This is a genomic window from Oceaniglobus sp. K40-3 (assembly GCF_055808395.1).
This window is the reverse complement of record NZ_CM147868.1, coordinates 2,267,283-2,287,696: the sequence shown is the minus strand read 5'-3', so window position 1 is coordinate 2,287,696 and position 20,414 is coordinate 2,267,283. Positions and strand designations below refer to the sequence as shown.

The window sequence follows — 20,414 nt, the reverse complement described above, 5'->3', positions numbered from 1 at the left end:
CAGGCCGATGCCGGCTCGCGCCGCCGATATCGTCAGCGCCGTGGGGCAGGCCGATGTCGGGCAGGGCTGTGTGGTGCTGCGCGGTCAGGCTTTGGCGATCGAGGCGCAGGCCGGCACCGATTGGATGCTGCGCAGCCTTGCCCTGATGGCCGCCGCACCGGGTGCTTTGGCCCCGCCGCCCCCGACAACCGGGGGCATTCTGTTCAAGGCGCCCAAACCGGGGCAGGACCGCCGCGTTGATCTGCCCGCGATCGGGCCGCAAACCGTAATGCTTGCCGCCGAACTGGGGCTGGCGGGCATCGTCATATCTGCGGGGGGCGTCATGATGCTTGAGCGGGAAAGCCTGCTGGCCCGGGCCGATGCGGCGGGCCTGTTTATCTGGGCGCGAACGTGAAGCTTTTCCTCGTGGCGGGCGAGACGTCGGGCGACCGGCTGGGCGCGGCCTTGATGGCCGGGCTGAAAACCCTGCGCCCGGATGTCACGTTTCAGGGGGTTGGCGGGCCTTTGATGCAGGCCGAGGGGCTGAACAGCCTGTTCCCCATGGACGAACTGAGCGTCATGGGCATCGCCGAGGTCCTGCCGAAATACCGCCAGTTGCGCGCCCGGATGATCCAGACCGCTGACGCCGTTCTGGCCGCGCGCCCCGATGCCCTGATCACCATCGACAGCCCCGATTTCTGCCTGCGCGTTGCCGCGCGGGTGCGGGCGAAAGCACAGATTCGCACGGTTCATTTTGTTGCCCCGTCGGTGTGGGCCTGGCGCCCCGGGCGGGCGGCGAAAATGGCCCCGAACGTGGATCAGGTGCTGGCCCTGCTGCCCATGGAACCGCCGTTGATGGAGGCGGCGGGAATGCGTTGTGATTTCGTCGGTCATCCGGTGGTGACAGAACCACAGGCCGATAGCGCCGCCCGCGCGGAATTTCGCGACAGGTACGGAATTGGCGCGGCCCCCTTCTTTTGGTCCTGCCCGGATCGCGCAACAGCGAAGTCGGGCGGCTTTTGCCGATCTTTGGCGAAACCGTTGCGCGATTGGCGGCACAGCGCCCCGATTTGCGGGTGACGGTCCCGGTGGCCCCCGGCGTGGCTGACAGGGTGAGTGCTGCGGTGCGCGCCTGGCCCGGGGCGCCGGTGATCGTTGATCCGCGCGGCATCGCCCCGGATGCGGCACGCCGGGCCAAGGCCGCGGCATTCGGGGCCGCCAACGTGGCCCTTGCAGCCTCGGGCACGGTTTCGCTTGAATTGGCGGCGGCGGATACGCCCATGGTTGTGGGCTATGACATGAACTGGCTCAGTTGGCAGATCATGTCGCGCATGGCGCTGATTGACACGGTTACGCTGGTCAACGTGGTCACAAACACCCGGCTGATCCCCGAATTTCTTGGCCCGGCCTGTCGCCCTGCGCCCATGGCCGACGCGCTGAACCGATTGCTCGACGATCCAGACGCGCAACACGCGGTGTTGTCCCAAACCATGGAGGCGCTGGGGCGTGGCGGCGAACCGCCCGGCCTGCGCGCCGCCCGCGCCGTCATTGACGGGTTGGGCCTCACCCTTGGTGATCCAGCCGCCGCCATAAATCCGGCTGCTTTCAGGATCATAAAACACACAGGCCTGCCCCGGTGAGACGCCCTCTTCCGGGGTTAACAGCTCAACCTCGGCTGTGGTGTCGCTGAGCGGGCGCAGAATGGCCGCGCGCGGCGGGCGGGTTGAACGGACCTTGACCAGAACCTGCCATTCTTTCTGTGACGTTAAAGGCACATCGCCCAGCCAGTTGATTTCCTTCAACGGGACCGTGCGGGTGGAAAGCAGCGCCTTTGGCCCGACGATCACCTCGCGCCGGTCCACATCCAGACGCACCACATACAGCGGCTCTTCCAGCCCGCCAATGCCAAGCCCGCGCCGTTGGCCGACCGTATAATGGATCACGCCCTGATGTTCGCCCAGATCGCGCCCGTCCACATCGACGATTCGCCCCGGATCGGCGGCACCGGGGCGCAGTTTCTCGATCACGGCAGCATAATTGCCGTTTGGCACGAAACAGATGTCCTGACTGTCGGGTTTATCCGCCACGCTTAGCCCGTGTTTGGCCGCCAAAGCGCGGGTTTCGGCCTTGCTGGCCAGATGGCCGAGGGGAAAACGCAGATAATCCAACTGATTTTGCGTGGTGGAAAACAGAAAATAGCTCTGATCCCGCGCGGCATCGGCGGCGGCGTGCAATTCGGCCTTTTGCGGCCCCATCTTGCGCTGGATATAATGCCCCGTGGCCATGCAATCGGCCTCCAGATCGCGGGCGGTTTCCAGCAGATCCTTGAATTTCACCCGCTCGTTGCAGCGGATACAGGGCACGGGTGTGGCACCGGCAAGATAACTGTCGGCGAATTCGTCAATAACCGCTTCTTGAAATTTGTTTTCATAATCAAGAACATAATGGGGAAATCCCATGGTTTCTGCCACGCGACGGGCATCGTGAATATCGCGCCCGGCGCAACATGCGCCTTTTTTGGCCAGGGCGGCGCCGTGGTCGTACAGCTGCAAGGTGACGCCAACCACGTCATAGCCTTCGGCGGCCAATTCGGCCGCGACAACCGAACTGTCCACGCCCCCTGACATGGCCACGACAACGCGCGTTTCCGAAGGCGGTTTGGCAAACCCCAGGGAATTCAGCGGATGATTGCTATCCAGTGGCATGACGGCTCCGTTTGGTTTTGTCGGAATATAGGAAAATTCGAAACACTCTCAAGGGGCGGTTTCATCCCCCATTAAGTGCCTCGTTCTACGGTTTGGCTCGGGGGTACGAAAGGGGTGATACCATGTTTCTAAAGAAAGTGACCGGTCCGCGAGCGGTGAAATTACCTGGAGGACAGATGATGACACGGGCTGATTTGCCGGACCCGAATACAAAACGCTGGGTCGCCAGCCGAAAGGCTGCCGTCGTGCGCGCCGTTTCCGGCGGCCTGATTACCGAAGATGAAGCGTTGAACACCTATGGGTTGACCGACGAAGAATTCAACGGATGGCGCAGCGCGGTCGATCGCCATGGTGAAGCGGCGCTTAAAACCACGCGATTGCAAAAATATAGACAACTTTAAGGAGAGCGTGTTAACTGCTATTAAGCGTAACCGGTCATTAACCATTTGCGATCAAGGTGGGATGAACTCGGGAACTGGCGGAGAAATTGATGCGTATTTTGCTTGTTGAAGACGATCCTACCACATCGCGCAGTATCGAATTGATGCTGACCCATGCGAATCTTAATGTTTATTGCACGGATATGGGGGAAGAAGGGGTCGATCTGGCCAAGCTCTATGATTACGATCTGATTCTTCTCGATCTCAATCTTCCCGACATGCATGGGCATGAGGTGCTGCGTCAGGTCCGACAGGCCCGAGATCGATACACCGATCCTGATCCTGTCCGGTGCCGACGATACCGAAAACAAGATCAAGGGGTTTGGATTCGGTGCCGATGATTACCTGACCAAACCTTTCCATCGCGAAGAACTGGTCGCGCGGATTCATGCCATCATCCGCCGCTCCAAGGGCCACGCGCAATCGGTGATCGCCACGGGAAAGATCACCGTCAACCTCGATGCCAAAACGGTCGATGTTCGCGGGCAGACGGTGCATCTGACGGGCAAGGAATATCAGATGTTGGAGCTGCTTTCATTGCGCAAGGGCACAACCCTGACCAAGGAAATGTTCCTGAACCATCTTTATGGCGGCATGGATGAACCTGAACTGAAAATCATTGACGTGTTCATTTGCAAGTTGCGCAAGAAGCTGTCGCAGGCCACGAATGGCGACAATTACATCGAAACGGTCTGGGGGCGCGGCTATGTTCTGCGCGATCCCGACCCAAGCGAAAATGGCATGCCCGTGGCCGTCAGCGCCTGACAAGGCGCGTTTTACCGTAACCCGGACTGGACCCCGACCGCAACCGAACCTATCAAACCATATGGTTCAGGCGGAGGCACAGATGGCCGATCCAACCCGGGTTGAAGACTTAAACGAAGACGCAGCGCAGGCAGAGCTGGCGCGTCTTGCCGCGTCGTTGTCGGTGGCGAACGCTGCCTATCACGGGCAAGATCTCGCCCGAGATAAGCGATGGTGAATATGACCGTCTCAAACGGCGCAACGCCGCGATCGAGGCGCGTTTTCCCCATCTAAAACGCGCCGACAGCCCGAGCGAACAAGTGGGCGCGGCTCCGGCGGACGGGTTTTCCAAAGTGGCACACCGGGCGCGGATGCTGTCCCTTGGTAACGCGTTTTCAGCCGAGGATGTGGGCGAATTCGACCAATCAATCCGCAAATATCTCGGGTTGGGGGCCGATGCGCCGCTTGATTACACCGCCGAACCCAAAATTGACGGCTTGTCTCTGTCCCTGCGCTATGAAAACGGGCGGCTGGTGCAGGCGGCCACCCGGGGCGATGGCGCGGTGGGGGAAAACGTGACGGCGAATGCCCGCACGATCAGCGATATCCCGACCGAGCTGAGCGACGCCCCCGACGTGTTGGAGGTGCGCGGCGAGGTCTATATGTCCCATGCCGATTTCGAATCCCTGAACACCCGACAAGAGGCGGCGGGAAACCGCCCTTTTGCAGAATCCACGCAACGCCGCCGCCGGATCTCTGCGTCAGCTTGACGCAGAGATCACGCGTGCGCGCCCCCTGCGGTTTTTTGCCTATGCCTGGGGCGACATCAGCCAACCTTTGGCCGACACGCAATACGGCGCAATCGCGCGGCTGCGGGAACTGGGCTTTGCAATCAATGGTCTTACCGCGCTTTGTGACGGGCCGGATTCCCTGATTGCCCATTATGGGAAAATCGAACAACGGCGCGCGACCCTGGGCTATGACATCGACGGCGTCGTTTATAAGGTCAATGATCTGACCTATCAGGCGCGGCTTGGCTTTCGCTCGACAACGCCACGTTGGGCGATTGCCCATAAATTTCCGGCCGAACTGGCCTGGACCCGGCTGGAAAACATTGAAATTCAGGTGGGGCGCACCGGCGCGCTGTCGCCGGTGGCGCGGTTGCATCCGGTCACGGTGGGCGGCGTTGTCGTGTCGAACGCGACGCTGCACAACGAAGATTATATTGCGGGGCGCGGCGGCAAGGGCGAAGAGATTCGCGGCGGCAAGGATATTCGGATCGGCGATTGGGTACAGGTTTATCGCGCCGGGGATGTCATTCCCAAGGTCGCCGATATTGACCTGAGCCAGCGGCCACCAGATGCCAAACCTTTCACGTTTCCCGAGGTCTGCCCCGAATGCCAATCCGACGCCCCCCGCGAACCGGGCGATGCCGTGCGCCGTTGTTCAGGTGGGTTGATTTGCCCCGCGCAGGCTGTTGAAAAACTGAAACATTTTGTCAGCCGTGCGGCATTTGACATTGAAGGTCTTGGCGCCAAACAGGTTGAACAATTCTATCGCGACAAATGGATCAGCGAACCGGCTGATATTTTCACGCTCCACGAACGCTATGGGTCTGGCATCCAACAATTAAAGAACCGTGAAGGCTGGGGCGAAAAAAGCGCCGCCAACCTGTTTGCGGCGGTCGAGGAAAAGCGTGTAATCCCGCTGAACCGGGTTATTTTCGCCCTTGGTATCCGCCATGTGGGCGAAAATAACGCCAATCTGTTGGCCCGACATTACGGCAGTTGGGCCGCTTTTCATGCTGCAATGACAGCGGCCAGTCCCGATTCCGAGGCGTGGAACGATCTTGTGGGCATCGACGGCGTGGGTGATGTGATGGCGCAATCCTTGATCACCGCGTTTCAACCGGGCCCCGAGCGCGATGCCATCGACAGGCTTGCCGCGCATCTGAATATCCAAGACACCGCGCGCCCTGAAACCGATGGCAGCCCGGTGGCCGGCAAGATCGTGGTTTTCACCGGCACGTTGGAAAAAATGACCCGGGCCGAGGCCAAGGCGCGGGCCGAATCCCTGGGCGCCAAAGTGGCCGGCAGCGTTTCAGCCAAGACTGATCTGTTGGTTGCTGGCCCCGGTGCCGGATCCAAAGCGAAAAAGGCGGCGGATTTGGGGGTTGAAATCATCGACGAAGACGGGTGGTTAACCATGGTCGAGGGGCTATGAGCACCCGCCCCGAAACTCTGTTTCCGCTGTTTTCCGATCTGACCAAACTGGACGGGATCGGCCCGAAAACGGCGCAGGCCATGGCGCAGATTGATATCGAAAAGCCGCGCGATCTGTTGTTCACGCTGCCCCATTCGGGCGTCGACCGGCGCCGTCGCGCCTCGATCCGCGAGGTCGATGCGCCCTGTGTTGTCACTGTTGAGGTCGAGGTGGGCCGTCATATCGCCCCCAGCGCGCGGGGCCGGCCCCACCGGGTTGAGGTGACGGATGCGCAAACCACCTTTCAACTGGTGTTTTTCCATGCCCGTGATGACTATCTGAACCGGCAATTGCCCACGGGCCAACGCCGGGTGGTGTCGGGACAGATCGAAATATTCGACGGCATCGCCCAGATGGTCCACCCTGATCACATGATGCGCGTGGATGAGGCTGGGGCAATTCCGGCGTTTGAGCCGGTCTATCCCCTGACCGCCGGGGTAAGCCAAAAGGTGATGGCGCGCGCGGCCCAATCTGCCCTGTCCCATGCCCCTGATCTGGCCGAGTGGATCGACCCCGCGCTATTGCGGCGCGAGGGGTGGCCCGGGTGGCGGGCAGGGTTGCAGGCGGCCCATGGCCCGTCGGGCGCGGCGGATCTTGTCGCCGATGCCCCGGCGCGGCGGCGTCTGGCCTATGACGAACTTCTGGCCCATCAGCTTACCCTGGCATTGGCGCGGGCCGACCGGGCAAAGGCGGCGGGAATCGCCTCACATGCCACTGGAAGTTTGCAGTCCAAGATTTTGAAATCACTGCCTTATACGCCTACCGGGGCGCAGCATCGCGCGATTGCCGAAATCACGGCAAACATGGCGACCCCCACGCGGATGAACCGCCTTTTGCAGGGCGATGTGGGGGCCGGAAAAACCCTTGTCGCGCTGATGGCGCTGCTTGTCGCGGTCGAATCCGGCGGGCAGGGCGTGATGATGGCGCCAACTGAAATCCTTGCGCGCCAGCACCTTGAGGGGCTGCAACCGCTTGCCGAACAGGCAGGTGTGGTTCTGGAAATCCTGACCGGGCGCGATAAGGGCGGCGAACGCGCGGCGAAACTCGCCGCATTGGCGGGGGGCGATATTCAGATTCTGGTGGGCACCCATGCAGTGTTTCAAAAAGATGTGGTCTTTCGCGATCTGCGCCTTGCGGTTGTGGATGAACAACATCGTTTCGGGGTGCGGCAGCGGCTCGATCTGGGGGCGAAAGGGCGGGCGGTGGATGTTCTGGTGATGACAGCCACGCCGATTCCGCGCTCTTTGGCGCTGGCGCAATACGGCGATATGGATGTTTCGGTTTTGGATGAAAAACCGCCCGGGCGCAAACCGATCACCACGGCCCTGGTCAACACGGCGCGGATGGACGAAGTGGTCGCCAAGTTGCGCGGCGCGATTGCCGAAGGGCGGCAGGCCTATTGGGTTTGCCCGTTGGTGGAAGAAAGCGAAACCGTCGATCTTACCTCGGCCGAAGAACGGTTCAAACACCTGCGCGCCACCCTTGGGGAGGGGGCCGTCGGGCTGATCCACGGGCAGATGCCCCCCGGCGAAAAAGATGCGGCCATGGCCCGGTTTGTGGCTGGCAAAACCGGTGTGTTGGTGGCGACGACGGTGATCGAGGTGGGGGTGAACGTGCCCAATGCCTCGATCATGGTGGTTGAGCGGGCCGAAAGTTTCGGTCTGGCGCAGTTGCATCAGTTGCGTGGCCGGGTCGGACGGGGCAGCGCCGAATCGACCTGTCTGTTGCTTTATCAGGCGCCTTTGGGCGAAAGCGGGCGGCGGCGGCTTGATATTCTGCGCCAGACCGAGGACGGATTTCGCATCGCCGAGGAGGATCTGGCCATGCGCGGGGCTGGCGATTTGATCGGGCACGCACAATCGGGCCTGCCGCGTTTTCGCATTGCCGATCTGGAACGGCAGGCGGCGCTGTTGGTTCTGGCCCAAAGCGATGCACGCAAATTGCTGCATGATGACCCCAAGTTGAACACCGACCGGGGACAGGCGGCGCGGCAGCTGTTGTGGCTGATGGAACAGGAAAAGGCGATCCGTTTGATTTCAGTTGGTTAGCAGGTTTGTTCCCGTTTGTTCACAAATGTTCTCATAAAGTTCTTTACATAGCGCTTCGAATATGAGAACAAATAGGCAACAAGACAATGCAACAGGAAAGGCCAGCAAGATGATCAGACAGATCAAAATTGTGATGAACCGGTGCGATACTCTGGTTCAGGATTTTGCAGGTGCTTTGGCCTTGGTTGTGTTGCTCATGGCCGGGCTGTATCTGCCCGGTTTTTAACCCTTATTCGGAGTTTTACTGACTGCCTGCTGTCCGTCGTGCCGGTTTCGCATCCCTGTCCCCAACACAGATGCGCTGCCTACTGTCCCTGATCCCGGGTGCCTCAACCCCCGCGATCCCCCGGCACACCTGACGGGCACACCACTGACGCCGCCATTCCACCCGGAATGTGCGGCGTTTTTTTACGCGCAGGCCGAATTCTCGGCGGTTTCAAAGGCTTCAAGGGTGGCCTCAAGCGCCAGCATGATCGACGCGTGCCGGTTTTTGTAATCCTTGGCGGGTTCCAACACCCCAAGCCCGTCAAACGGCGCATCGGGGACAGGGCCGCCGGATTTGAGCATCGCCTTAAGCTGATCGCGGGCTTTCTCTACCTCGGTCCGGGTCCGGCCCAGAATGCTGCTCCCTACAACCGACGCCGCCGCCTGACCCAGCGCGCACGCCTTTACATCCTGCGAAAACCCGCTGATCCGGCCATTTTCTGTGTTCAATTGCACAGAAACCGTCGATCCGCAGAGGGGTGATCGTTTGCGCGCGCTGGCTTGGGCTGCGTCCAACGGCGCAGTCAGGGGCATGTTGGCCGCAAGTTCCAGAATGCGCCCGGAATAAAGTTTGATCATATCGCTGTCGGCCATGGCGCACGCTTTCGTTTTCGGAACACTTATCGTAGATAGCCCCGGCACGCCCCGTTGAAAAGGTGGTCCGATGACGTTTGATCCCGACACTCTGCGCTTTGATGCCGCCGGCCTGATCCCTTGCATCGCACAGGAGGCGGCCACGGGCGAGGTTCTGATGCTGGCCTGGATGAACCGGGATGCGGTGTTGAAAACGTTGGAAACCGGGCGCGTCACCTATTGGTCGCGCTCGCGTCAGGCGTTTTGGATCAAGGGTGAAACCAGCGGGCATTTGCAGCATCTTGTTGAACTGCGGCTGGATTGCGACCGGGATTGCCTGTTGGCGCTGGTTCGCCAGGAAGGGCCTGCCTGCCACACGAACCGACGGTCGTGCTTTTACACCGGGTTGCGGGACGGGGCCGAGGTTGAGCTAAGCTCACCCATGACCTAACCCAACCATCCGCCGAATATCGGCGGGGGTGGCACCCTCGGCGCGGAATTTTGAAAGGGCGCGGGCATCGTCGCGCTTGGCCAACCGTTTGCCGTGCTCATCCCGGATCAGGGGGTGATGGTGATAAATAGGCGTCGGAAGATCCAGAAGATGTTGTAATACCACATGAATTTTTGCTGCTTCTAACAGATCGGCCCCGCGCACCACATGGGTGATGCCCTGTGCGGCATCGTCCAGCACGACAGACAGGTGATAGGATGTGCCCATATCACGGCGCGCCAGAACGACATCACCGATGGTCCCGATCAACTGCGCCGAGGTGAATTGGATTATTCCGGACGCGGTATCATGCCCCTGTTCTTCAAAGGAAAAACCAAGATCGCCCGCAGCCTTTTTCATATCCAGCCGCAAAACGGCCTGGTGCGGGCGGTGTGGCGGCGCCGCGCCGACGCCGCGGCAGGTGCCTGGATAAACCACGCCATCGGGGCCAAGCAGCGGCGCGCCCTCTTGCGGGGCGGCAACTGCGGCGGCAATATCGTGGCGGGTGCAGGTGCATTGAAACAACAGACCGGCCTGCCACAGCCGGTCAAGGGCCGCATCATAGGCGGGTTGGCGATCTGATTGCCGCATGACGGGATCGGGCCAATCAAGGCCAAGCCAGTGCAGATCATCACAAATTTGCGCCTCCCATTCCGGGCGGGCGCGCGATTGATCAATATCTTCGATCCGCAAAAGGAACGTGCCACCCTTGGCGCGGGCCATATCATGGGCCAGAATCGCCGAATAGGCGTGGCCCAGATGCAGCGGTCCGGTGGGCGATGGCGCAAACCGGGTGGTAAACATTTCAGGCCGGAACGGATTGTGCCGCCAGCCATGCCTGCCAATCGGCCTTGGCGCGGTCGGTATAGGCCTTGTAGCGGTCCTTGCGCCCACGACGGCCCGATTTCAGGCCCTCAACTGGCGGAAACAGGCCGAAATTGACGTTCATGGGTTGAAATGTTTTGGCATCGGCCCCCCCGGTGATGTGATGCACCAGAGCGCCCATGGCCGTGGTCGGCGGCACGTCGGGCAGGGGCGTGCCATTGATTTCGGCCACAGCAAGCCGCGCCGCCAACAGCCCCATGGCGGCAGATTCAACATAACCCTCGACCCCGGTGATCTGTCCGGCAAAGCGGATGTTGGGGCGGGATTTCAGGCGCATCTGACCATCGAGCAGCGTGGGGGAATTCAGGAATGTATTGCGGTGAATACCGCCAAGACGGGCAAAACGCGCGCTTTCCAATCCGGGAATCATACGTAAAACATCAGCTTGCGCGCCATACTTCATCTTGGTTTGAAAGCCGACGATGTTGTAAAGCGTGCCCAGCTTGTTGTCGCGGCGCAGTTGCACCACTGCATAAGCTTTGACATCCGGGGTATGGGTGTTTGTCAGGCCGATGGGTTTCATCGGGCCAAACCGCAGGGTCTCGCGGCCCCGTTCCGCCATCACTTCGATCGGCAGGCAGCCATCGAAATATCCGGCGGTTTCGCCCGGTTTGAACGCCGCCTTGTCTGCCGCCAGAAGGGCATCAATGAACGCCTCGTAAGTCGCTTTGTCCATTGGGCAATTCAGGTATGCCGTGCGCTCTTCCTCGGTATCGCCCTTGTCATAGCGCGATTGCATCCACGCCTTGCTCATGTCGATGCTGTCGGCATGGACAATGGGCGCGATGGCGTCAAAAAACGCGAGCGCATCGGTGCCCGTTTCGGTGCAGATCGCCTCGGCCAGCGCGCCGGATGTCAGGGGGCCGGTGGCGAATATCCAATGGCCATCTTGTGGTAACGCCCTGATTTCAGATGGTTGCACCGTGATGTTCGGGTGATGGATCAATTTTTCAGTAACAGCGGCCGCGAAGGGATCACGGTCAACCGCCAATGCGCCGCCAGCGGGCAGGCGATGACGATCTGCTGTTTCCATGATGATGCCACCTGCCGCACGCATTTCCCAATGCAGCAGACCAACGGCATTCTGCTCGCTGTCATCCGAACGGAAAGAATTGGAACATACCATCTCGGCCAGGTGGCCGGTGCGGTGGGCGAATGTTTCGACGCCGGGGCGCATTTCGTGCAGCACGACGCGAAGCCCGGCATTTGCTGCCTGCCAAGCGGCCTCGGATCCGGCCATACCGCCGCCGACGATGTTTAATGTTCTGTCCATATCACGGGATGTAGCGGCCCGCCGCGCCATTGAAAAGGGCGGGCGGGCAGAAACTCAGCTCTCGGGCAGGTCTTCTTCGCCCTGATCTGCGATCCAGGCAACGCTGACCACTTCTTCTCCGGCGCCGGTGTCAAACACCTTGACCCCGCCAGCCCCGCGAGAGCGGAAGGAAATGCCATCAACCGGCACCCGGATGGATTGCCCGCGCGACGTGGCAAGCATGATCTGATCGTCCATTTCCACCGGAAAGGACGCCACGAGACTGCCGCCGCGCATGGCCTTATCCATGGCTGTCACACCCTGTCCACCACGCCCGCGCACCGGATAGTCGTGGCTGGAGCTAAGCTTACCAGCGCCTTTTGACGTGATCGTCAGAATCAGATCCTCGGCTGCCGACATTTCAACGTAACGATCCTGAGTGAAATTCCGATCCTCGGCGGCTGCATCTTCATCATCGGTTTCGGCATCATCGGCAAGGCCCGCCATGGCCCGGCGCATCTTGAGATAGGTTGTGCGCTCTTCCGGGGTGGCCTCAAAGTGGCGGATCACGGCCATGGAGACGACACGATCACCCTTGGCAAGGCGGATACCCCGCACACCGGTGGAATCGCGCCCCTTGAACACCCGCACATCGGTGGTGGCAAAACGGATCGCGCGCCCAAGGGCCGTAACAAGCATCACATCATCGTCTTCAGTGGCGATCCGGGCATTCACAAGTTCAACGTTTTCAGGGAGTTTCATGGCGATCTTGCCATTCGACTTTACGTTGGTGAAATCCGAAAGCGCATTGCGCCGCACGCTGCCGTCGCTGGTGGCAAAGACGATTTGCAATTCGTCCCAATCCGCCTCGTCCCGGTCCACGGGCATGATCGCGGCGATGGAAACGCCGATGGGAATGGGCAGAATATTGACGATGGCCTTGCCCTTGGCGGTGCGCCCGCCCATGGGCAAACGCCAGGTTTTCAACTTGTACGCCATGCCATCGGTGGTGAAAAACAGCAGTTGCGTGTGGGTGTTGGCCACAAACAGGGTGGTGACGACATCTTCATCCTTGGTGGACATGCCCGACAACCCCTTGCCGCCGCGCCGTTGACTGCGGAATTCGGCCAATGGGGTGCGTTTGATATAGCCCGACTGGGTGATCGTGACGACCATATCCTCACGTTCGATCAGGTCTTCGTCGTCCATATCACCGGACCAGTCGACAATCTCGGTCCGGCGCGGCACGGCGAATTGATCTTTCACCTCTTGCAGCTCGGTTGAAATGATCGCCATGATCCTGTCACGCGACCTGAGGATGTCGAGGTAATCCTTTATTTTCGCGGCCAATTCTTCCAACTCGTCGGTCACTTCCTTGACCCCGAGTTGGGTCAGGCGCTGAAGCCGCAGTTCAAGAATCGCGCGGGCCTGAATTTCGGACAGGTTATAGGTGCCATCGTCGTTCATCGTGTGGCTGGGGTCGTCGATCAGCCGGATGAAGGGGGCGATTTCTTCGGCGGGCCATGCGCGCTCCATCAACCTGTGCCGTGCCTCGGCGGCGTCCATGCTGGCGCGGATGGTCGCGACGACCTCGTCAACATTGGAGACCGCGACGGCCAGACCGCAGAGGATGTGGCTGCGTTCACGGGCCTTGCGCAGATCGAACGCAGTGCGACGCGCCACAACTTCTTCGCGGAAGGTTATGAAATGCGTGAGAAAATCGCGCAGCGTCAGTTGTTCGGGGCGACCACCGTTCAGGGCCAGCATGTTACAGCCAAAGGACGTCTGCATCTGGGTGAAGCGGAACAATTGGTTCAGCACGACCTCGGCAGTCGCATCGCGTTTCAGTTCAACCACCACGCGCACGCCGATACGGTCAGATTCGTCCTGAACCGCCGAGATACCTTCCAGCTTTTTCTCACGCACAAGTTCGGCGATCCGTTCGATCATCGACGCCTTGTTCACCTGATAGGGAATTTCATCCAGAACAATGGCATAGCGGTCTTTCCTGATCTCTTCGATCCGGGTTTTGGCACGGATGATGACGCTGCCGCGCCCTTCGAGATAGGCCTTGCGCGCGCCGGAACGCCCCAGAATGATGCCACCGGTGGGGAAATCGGGCGCGGGCACGATTTCCATCAATTGTTCGGTCGACATGTCTGGATTTGCAATCAGGGCAAGGGTGGCATCCACCACTTCGCCCAGGTTGTGAGGCGGAATGTTGGTGGCCATGCCAACCGCGATTCCGCCCGCGCCATTGACCAGCATGTTGGGGAATCTGGCAGGAAGAACAGTGGGTTCTCGATCTTTCCCGTCATAGTTATCCTGAAAGTTGACGGTGTCTTTTTCGATGTCCGCCAGCAGCGAGGCGGCGGGTTTGTCCATCCGCACTTCGGTATAGCGCATGGCGGCGGCATTATCACCATCCATGGAGCCAAAGTTGCCCTGACCGTCAAGCAGCGGCAGAGACATGGAAAACCCCTGTGCCATACGCACCAGTGCCTCATAAATCGCGCTGTCGCCGTGGGGGTGATATTTCCCCATGACATCGCCCACGGGGCGGGCGGATTTGCGATAGCTTTTGTCGTGGGTATTGCCGGTTTCATGCATCGCATAAAGAATGCGCCGGTGGACCGGTTTCAACCCGTCCCGCAGATCGGGGATGGCGCGCGAAACGATGACGGACATGGCATAATCGAGGAACGAGGTTTTCATCTCATCCGCGATCGAAATCACCTCGCCATGATAGACCGGTCTATCGTCGGGGGTTTCATCATCATTTTCAGGGGTTTCTGGCGTGTCGTTCACGTTTCCCGCTGCTCCCTCGGGCTTATCTATATATTGTTGGGCGCAGTATATCCCAGCATGGATATTGCGTGCAATGGCAGCCTGCACATTCCACAAGCAGCCAGCAAGGTTGAGTGATAACACGCTGTTTTAATTGAAAAGTAAAACCGATGTGGCATGATTCTTTTACAGGCAACCAAAAGAGGTGCGTCATGCAGATGTCGGAAACGGAAATGATGATGAAGGGCTATGGGCTGACCACGGCGGAAATGTATTACCGGATGCCGGATTTTACCAGCGTTCTCAATACGTTCATCTGGCAAGATTATGATCTGGCCCCGGATCATCCCCGGCTGTTTCGGTTCATCGAATACTGGCGGGATGAGATCGAAGGGCCGCTCCATTCGGTTCGCTTTACCCATCGCAAGATCATTGCGCCGGGGGAATGGCGCAATGTTCAGGGGGAATTCACGATCCATTGACGTGGCCGCCGGGCCACAGTGTCAGGGCAACAGCCGCGCGATATAGCCGGGCAGGGCGAAAGCCGCCAGATGCACCTCGGGGGTATAGTAATCGGTTGTCAGGCCTGCGGCAGTGAAACGCTGTTGCAACTGCGCAAGCGTCACCTGTCGCGCGCCCCCATCCGTGCCCCAACCAAAGGCCATCGGCCCACCAGCATAGGTGGGAATAGTGGCGAGATAACAGGTGTGGTCGTCGAACAGCGCGCAAAAGGCGCGCATGGTGTTGGTGAGTTCATCGCCCTGAAGAAACGGCACGCCGTTCTGGGTGACGAGGATCCCCCCAGGGGCAAGGGCGCGTTTGGCATGGCCATAGAAGGTGTCGGTAAACAGCACTTCACCCGGGCCAACCGGATCGGTGGAATCGACAATGATGATATCAAAACGCTCAGAGGTTTCGCGCATGTAATCCGCACCATCGGCGATTTGCAGATCAAGACGGGGATCATCAAACGCCCCGGCCGAGAGGGCGGGCAGGTATTCTTTCGAGAAATCCACGACACCGGCGTCAATTTCGATCATGGTCACGCGGTCGATGTCAGAGTGGCGCAGCACCTCGCGGGCCATGCCACCATCGCCGCCGCCAATGATCAACACCCGCCGGGCCGCGCCATGGGCGAGGATCGGCACATGGGTGAGCATTTCGTGGTAGATGAAATTGTCGCCCTCGGTCACCTGCACCACATCATCGAGGGTGAGGATCTCGCCCGAAGGTCGGGTTTTCAAACACCCGCAGGCGTTGGTGGTCGGTTGCGCTGTCATAAAGTACACGGTCTTCGCGCAAGGCCTGGGCGTGGTCGGCGTGCAGGCGTTCGGTTGTCCAATTGCTCATCGGGTTCCTTTCGGCAGCGCTCATCGGTCCTTGCGTCCCTCTTCGCGCAGAGGGACCGCAGGGACCGATAAGCCGTGGGTCAGGCGGCGGTGCTGGCGTTGACGAGTCCGTCGCCGCGCAGCAGCTCGCGCACCCGTACATCATCGGTGGCGAAGGCCACTTTCAGCACGTCGACGGCGCGCCACGGGTTTGCATCACCGCACATGAACACGTCAAAGGCACCATAGCCGATTTCGGGCCACGTATGCACCGAAATGTGGCTTTCGGCCAGAACGGCGACACCGCTCACCCCCTGAGGTGAAAATTTATGGGTGTGGATGTGCAGCAAGGTCGCACCGCACAGATCAACGGAATCGCGAAATGCCTGCTGGATACGCGATTCATCATCCAGGCCCTGGCCATTGACCACCTCGATAATCAGATGCGTCCCGGCAAAGACCTTTCCGTCACGACGGATAAAGTGATCCTCGCGCGTGTCGTCCAACACATCGTAATTCAGCTTCGCGACTTCACAGTCGCGGGTGTCTTCCGCTTGGGCGCCTGTCTCCAGACCGATCCCCAGTTGGAAGAGGTTGGAGCCGTCCATGGCCATCCCCTTCGTTCCAGTAGATTGAAATCCGTGGTCCCTTAGCGCCCCCCGTTTGCACAGGGTTGGGATCGGTCCCGCATGTGAGGGGGCATCTAGGGGGAAGAAACGATCACGCAACCCGTTTTCTGCCCTCAAGCGTGATTTTTACGGTCCGGGCGGCATGGAAACCTCCAGCATTGTGGGGTAAAATAATACCTTAATTGTAATCGCTTGTTTATAAACGGTTTTATCTGGAAGATGGTGATTGACTGTGGCGCGCAAACCCTTAGAACACCGCCATCCCGTGGTGGCATTGCCATCACGCAATCTCTCGACAGGACAGAGCATGAAAACCTTTACCGCGACCCCGGCGGATATCGACAAGCAATGGATCCTGATCGACGCTGAAGGCGTCGTTCTGGGCCGTCTTGCATCGATCATCGCCATGCGTCTGCGCGGCAAGCACAAGCCGAGCTTTACCCCGCACATGGACATGGGTGACAACGTCATCATCATCAACGCCGACAAGATCCAGCTGACCGGCAACAAGCGTGACAAGCCGAACTATTGGCACACCGGTTATCCGGGCGGCATCAAATCCCGCACCACCGGCCAGATCCTCGAGGGCAAGTTCCCCGAGCGTGTCGTCACCATGGCCGTCAAGCGGATGCTGCCCGGCGGCAAGCTGAGCCGTCAGCAGATGACCAACCTGCGCGTTTACGCATCGGCGGATCACCCGCACGAAGCGCAGAACCCGACCGTTCTGGACGTGAAAGCCCTGAACAAGAAAAACACGCGGAGCGCATGAGCATGGCCGACGAAATAAAATCTCTGGATGAGCTGAACGCCGCCGTATCCGGCAGCGATCTGGCTGCCGACGTCAGCGTTGGTCCGGTGCACGAACAGGTGCGCGACGAACTGGGCCGCTCTTATGCCACCGGCAAGCGGAAAGATGCGATCGCCCGCGTCTGGATCAAGCCCGGATCGGGCAAGATCACGGTGAACGGTCGCGATCAGGAAGTGTATTTTGCACGTCCCGTTCTGCGTCTGATCCTGCGCCAGCCGTTCCAGGTGGCCAATGTCGAAGGTCAATTCGACGTTGTGGCAACCGTCAAGGGCGGTGGCCTGTCCGGTCAGGCCGGCGCGGTCAAGCACGGCATCAGCAAGGCGTTGCAGTTCTATGATCCGTCCCTGCGTGGCGCCCTCAAGGCCGCCGGGTTCCTGACCCGCGACAGCCGCGTTGTGGAACGTAAGAAATACGGCAAGGCCAAGGCGCGTAAGAGCTTCCAGTTCTCCAAGCGCTAAGGCGCAGTGGGGCAATACCCCACGTTTGCCACAAAAACAACAAAGGGCCGGGGTTTCCCGGCCCTTTGTGCGTTGTTCTGTCCATTTAACGGGGCCAGAGCCGGTTTTCACCCAAGGCTGCCCATGGTCAGTTGTGTTAGGCGCCTGGCGTTGGGAAAAGCCGAAGGAATGCTTTTGCGCCAGTCGGTGTGAAACGCACGACCCGCGATTTCTGATCTCGCTTCGACCAGGACAGTTCTTCGAACCGGCGCAGGAATGCCCGGCCAAGGCTTCCGGCGAGATGCGATCTTCGCTCACTCCAGTCCAGACACTCACGGCAAAGCGGGCTGCATGCTTTGTAAAGCGCATCCATGTCGATTCCAAAATCCGCGGCAAAGGCCGAACCTCTTTCGGTCAGGGTCAGGGTGTCACCGTCAAGGATGATATGCCCCTGTGCCCCGAGGCTATCGAACATCTGCGTTCCCATGTCACCGGCCAGATGATTGTAACAAACTCTGGCTTCGCGCAGCTCGGCGTCTTTGGGTCCGGTCCGTTTCCGCATATGACCCGCGCCGGCAGCCAACCCCATCAGCCCCTCAAGAACATGCGCGACCTCATCACTGGCGAGAGAGAAATATTTGTGTCGCCCTTGCTTGCGTGGCCGCAACAGACCACCATCATCGAGCTTTGACAGATGCGAGCTTGCCGTCTGGATCGTGACGCCGGCCTCCTCTGCCAGCTCGCTTACGGTCAGGGCTTTTCCGCTCATCAACACGGTCAACATGTTGGCCCGCGCCGGGTCACCGATCAGCGCAGCGATATGGGCAATATATGGGCCTTCTTTCATACTTCGACCGTAATCGAAGCATTCAATCATCGCAATGAGCTAGCGTGGGGAAAGGCAATTTTGGGAGAGACATATATGCTGACCTGTATCATCCGCTACGATATCGACCCGACGAAGCAAGCTCAGTTCGAACAATACGCCCGCAACTGGGGGCAGGCAATTCCGCGCTGCGGGGCCGATCTGGTCGGCTATTACGCCCCACACGAGGGCTCATCGACACTGGCTTATGGTATCTATAACATCGCAAGCCTTGCAGATTATGAAGCCTACCGTGCGTGCTTGGCCGCTGATCCGCTGGGGCGTGAGAATTACGAGTTTGCCCAGAAAGAGAAGTTTTTGCTGCGTGAAGACAGGACATTTCTGAAACTGGCGTCTGCGCCACATGGCCCCGGTGCCGCAACATGATTGCGGTGATATTCGAGGTCGAACCCGCCGAAGGCCGCAAGGACGAGTATCTTGACATCGCGGCCGAATTGCGACCGGTACTGGATCAGATCGAGGGGTTCATCTCGGTGGAACGTTTCCAAAGCCTGACCGATTCACGGAAGATTCTTTCGCTGTCATTCTTCGAAGACGAGGCTGCAATTGCCCGGTGGCGCAATCTGAGCGCGCACAGGGGCGCACAGACCAGAGGACGCACAGGCGTCTTTGACACTTATCGCCTGCGCATCGCGAGCGTTATCCGTGACTATGGCATGTTCGAACGCGCCGAGGCCCCATCAGACAGCTGCGACGCGCACGATGAACAAGATCGTGAAACCGGCGCCGGCTGAGGCCGACGTCGGTATCGCTTTTTCGGGCTCAGGACAGCCAGTCTTCGCCGTGGTGATGGTGATGGTGGTCATTATCATCATCATCGTCATCCTCGTCGGCGGTGTCGTCATCGTCATCGCTTGGGATCGACAGGCCGACCATCAGGTCCACCGCGTCATTTTCGTCGACGGCATCTTCATAGGCGTTGATGATGTCTTGGGAATCCTTGAAACCGCCGTCTGGCGCCTCGACGCGGAATGCTTCCTGGGGGTTACCGTCTTCATCGTTTTCGTAGAACACAACGGCCTCTGTCTGGGTCACGTCACCGCCGATTGCTTCGAAGTGGGAAACATAATTGGCAAAGGTCGGATCGGTGCCTTCGGGCAGGGACGGTACGCTGTAGGGGTTCGGATCCGGGGCTTCGGATTGGATATAATAGCCACCAACCGGATTGCCGTTGTCGTCAAAGTCGTAACCGAAGAAAACCTTGTCATAGGTCGGCTCATCAGCGTCCTGATCATCGCCGTGACAACCGTGTTTATCGTCATCGTCGTCGTCGCGATCGTGTTTGCCGTGCTTGTCATCGTCATCGTCGTCGCGATCGTGTTTGCCGTGCTTGTCATCGTCGTCGTCGCGGTGATGCTTGCCGTGCTTGTCATCATCGTCGTCGTGATCATGTTTGCCGTGTTTGTCATCGTCGTCATCGCGGTGATGCTTGCCGTGCTTGTCATCATCGTCGTGCTTGCCATGATCGTCATCGCGGTCGTGCTTGTCGTCGTCATCACAGAACGGATCGTCATTGTGGTTGTCATGGCCGTGGAAATTGTGGCCGTGGAAATTGGGCGTGTCGGCCAGATACGAAACCTTGGTCGCAATCTGCTGAAGTATGCTTCTCAAAAACATCCGGGCGGTCCTTTGAATGGGGCCGGAATTCGTTTGGCGTGCCGAATTCCACCATGAAGATTATACGGGGGCGGGCGAGACAAGCCGAGCTCGCGCCTCACGGCAAAATTCCTAAACGAATCGTTTACCGATATGAAGTATGCCAATCCGGAAATCTGTGTTGCCAATGTGGCAACGATCATCACATTCCTTTGAATACAGGTAAAGATTGCGGCAGAAACGGGCCGCAATCATGGCATGGTTGAATCAAAATCGCCTTTCGGTTGCGTCGAAACTGTGC

Annotated in this window: 16 protein-coding genes and 5 pseudogenes; 13 read left to right on the top strand and 8 right to left on the bottom strand. The window is 59.4% G+C overall.

Annotated elements, in window-relative coordinates:
- Positions 1-7: 7 nt before the first annotated feature.
- Together AC0L7P_RS11865 and lpxB are read left to right on the top strand one after the other, a co-directional pair.
- Positions 8-394, top strand: coding sequence for an LpxI family protein (locus AC0L7P_RS11865; RefSeq protein WP_473432964.1), 387 nt, complete (start codon positions 8-10; stop codon positions 392-394).
- Positions 391-1,619: pseudogene (lpxB, locus tag AC0L7P_RS11860) on the top strand (lipid-A-disaccharide synthase). Before AC0L7P_RS11865 ends, lpxB begins: the two are co-directional and overlap by 4 nt.
- Here the strand turns inward: lpxB and mnmA are convergent.
- Positions 1,545-2,684 (bottom strand): annotated as a pseudogene (gene mnmA / locus AC0L7P_RS11855) (tRNA 2-thiouridine(34) synthase MnmA); the annotation flags it as partial. The pseudogenes lpxB and mnmA overlap by 75 nt on opposite strands.
- A 122-nt stretch (positions 2,685-2,806) precedes the next feature.
- On the opposite strand from mnmA, the gene sciP reads away from it, so the two are divergent.
- From sciP to recG, 4 genes and pseudogenes are all read left to right on the top strand, one after another.
- Positions 2,807-3,085 (top strand): CtrA inhibitor SciP, encoded by a 279-nt coding sequence (sciP, locus tag AC0L7P_RS11850; protein ID WP_473432963.1) that lies wholly within the window; start codon positions 2,807-2,809, stop codon positions 3,083-3,085.
- 89 nt (positions 3,086-3,174) lie between these two features.
- Positions 3,175-3,889 (top strand): annotated as a pseudogene (ctrA, locus tag AC0L7P_RS11845) (response regulator transcription factor CtrA).
- Positions 3,890-3,971: 82 nt separating this feature from the next.
- A pseudogene (gene ligA, locus AC0L7P_RS11840) lies at positions 3,972-6,091 on the top strand (NAD-dependent DNA ligase LigA).
- A complete protein-coding gene (gene recG, locus AC0L7P_RS11835) occupies positions 6,088-8,178 on the top strand; it encodes an ATP-dependent DNA helicase RecG (RefSeq protein ID WP_473432962.1) in 2,091 nt (696 codons plus the stop codon). Before ligA ends, recG begins: the two are co-directional and overlap by 4 nt.
- A gap of 408 nt (positions 8,179-8,586) precedes the next feature.
- On the opposite strand, the gene AC0L7P_RS11830 is transcribed toward recG, so the two are convergent.
- The gene (locus AC0L7P_RS11830) at positions 8,587-9,036 is read right to left on the bottom strand and encodes an iron-sulfur cluster assembly scaffold protein (RefSeq protein ID WP_473432961.1); all 450 of its coding nucleotides are present in this window, start codon (positions 9,034-9,036) and stop codon (positions 8,587-8,589) included.
- 70 nt (positions 9,037-9,106) lie between these two features.
- Here AC0L7P_RS11830 and hisI point away from each other — a divergent pair, with 70 nt between their 5' ends.
- Entirely contained in the window at positions 9,107-9,466 is a 360-nt protein-coding gene (hisI, locus tag AC0L7P_RS11825; RefSeq protein ID WP_473432960.1) for a phosphoribosyl-AMP cyclohydrolase, read from the top strand.
- Here the strand turns inward: hisI and gluQRS are convergent.
- From gluQRS to gyrA, 3 genes are read right to left on the bottom strand one after another with little or no spacing between them, the layout of a single operon-like run.
- A complete protein-coding gene (gene gluQRS, locus AC0L7P_RS11820; protein ID WP_473432959.1) occupies positions 9,452-10,309 on the bottom strand; it encodes a tRNA glutamyl-Q(34) synthetase GluQRS in 858 nt (285 codons plus the stop codon). The two genes, hisI and gluQRS, sit on opposite strands and share 15 nt — an antisense overlap.
- Before the next feature lies 1 nt (position 10,310).
- Positions 10,311-11,663, bottom strand: a complete 1,353-nt coding sequence (gene trmFO / locus AC0L7P_RS11815; protein WP_473432958.1) for a methylenetetrahydrofolate--tRNA-(uracil(54)-C(5))-methyltransferase (FADH(2)-oxidizing) TrmFO — start codon at positions 11,661-11,663, stop codon at positions 10,311-10,313.
- A 54-nt stretch (positions 11,664-11,717) separates the two neighbouring features.
- Positions 11,718-14,450, bottom strand: coding sequence for a DNA gyrase subunit A (gyrA, locus tag AC0L7P_RS11810; protein ID WP_473432957.1), 2,733 nt, complete (start codon positions 14,448-14,450; stop codon positions 11,718-11,720).
- Between the two features lie 191 nt (positions 14,451-14,641).
- On the opposite strand from gyrA, the gene AC0L7P_RS11805 reads away from it, so the two are divergent.
- On the top strand, positions 14,642-14,911 hold the full coding sequence (locus AC0L7P_RS11805) for an usg protein (protein WP_473432956.1): 270 nt from the start codon (positions 14,642-14,644) through the stop codon (positions 14,909-14,911).
- Between the two features lie 21 nt (positions 14,912-14,932).
- Here the strand turns inward: AC0L7P_RS11805 and speE are convergent.
- Positions 14,933-15,803, bottom strand: a pseudogene (gene speE, locus AC0L7P_RS11800) (polyamine aminopropyltransferase).
- Positions 15,804-15,858: 55 nt separating this feature from the next.
- Positions 15,859-16,365 (bottom strand): adenosylmethionine decarboxylase, encoded by a 507-nt coding sequence (gene speD, locus AC0L7P_RS11795; protein ID WP_473432955.1) that lies wholly within the window; start codon positions 16,363-16,365, stop codon positions 15,859-15,861.
- 328 nt (positions 16,366-16,693) lie between these two features.
- On the opposite strand from speD, the gene rplM reads away from it, so the two are divergent.
- Positions 16,694-17,155 carry a 50S ribosomal protein L13 gene (gene rplM, locus AC0L7P_RS11790; protein ID WP_473432954.1) on the top strand — a complete coding sequence of 154 codons (462 nt, stop codon included), beginning with the start codon at positions 16,694-16,696 and terminating at the stop codon, positions 17,153-17,155.
- 2 nt (positions 17,156-17,157) lie between these two features.
- Positions 17,158-17,652, top strand: coding sequence for a 30S ribosomal protein S9 (gene rpsI, locus AC0L7P_RS11785; RefSeq protein ID WP_473432953.1), 495 nt, complete (start codon positions 17,158-17,160; stop codon positions 17,650-17,652).
- A 136-nt stretch (positions 17,653-17,788) separates the two neighbouring features.
- On the opposite strand, the gene AC0L7P_RS11780 is transcribed toward rpsI, so the two are convergent.
- Positions 17,789-18,478, bottom strand: coding sequence for an ArsR/SmtB family transcription factor (locus AC0L7P_RS11780; RefSeq protein ID WP_473432952.1), 690 nt, complete (start codon positions 18,476-18,478; stop codon positions 17,789-17,791).
- A gap of 75 nt (positions 18,479-18,553) precedes the next feature.
- Here AC0L7P_RS11780 and AC0L7P_RS11775 point away from each other — a divergent pair, with 75 nt between their 5' ends.
- The 3 genes from AC0L7P_RS11775 to AC0L7P_RS11765 are packed head-to-tail and all read left to right on the top strand — an operon-like array spanning position 18,554 to position 20,191.
- On the top strand, positions 18,554-18,883 hold the full coding sequence (locus AC0L7P_RS11775) for an NIPSNAP family protein (RefSeq protein ID WP_473432951.1): 330 nt from the start codon (positions 18,554-18,556) through the stop codon (positions 18,881-18,883).
- Complete coding sequence (locus AC0L7P_RS11770; protein ID WP_473432950.1) at positions 18,880-19,251, top strand: antibiotic biosynthesis monooxygenase family protein; 372 nt, start codon at positions 18,880-18,882, stop codon at positions 19,249-19,251. Before AC0L7P_RS11775 ends, AC0L7P_RS11770 begins: the two co-directional genes overlap by 4 nt.
- The gene (locus AC0L7P_RS11765; protein ID WP_473432949.1) at positions 19,220-20,191 is read left to right on the top strand and encodes a hypothetical protein; all 972 of its coding nucleotides are present in this window, start codon (positions 19,220-19,222) and stop codon (positions 20,189-20,191) included. Before AC0L7P_RS11770 ends, AC0L7P_RS11765 begins: the two co-directional genes overlap by 32 nt.
- Positions 20,192-20,414: the final 223 nt, after the last annotated feature.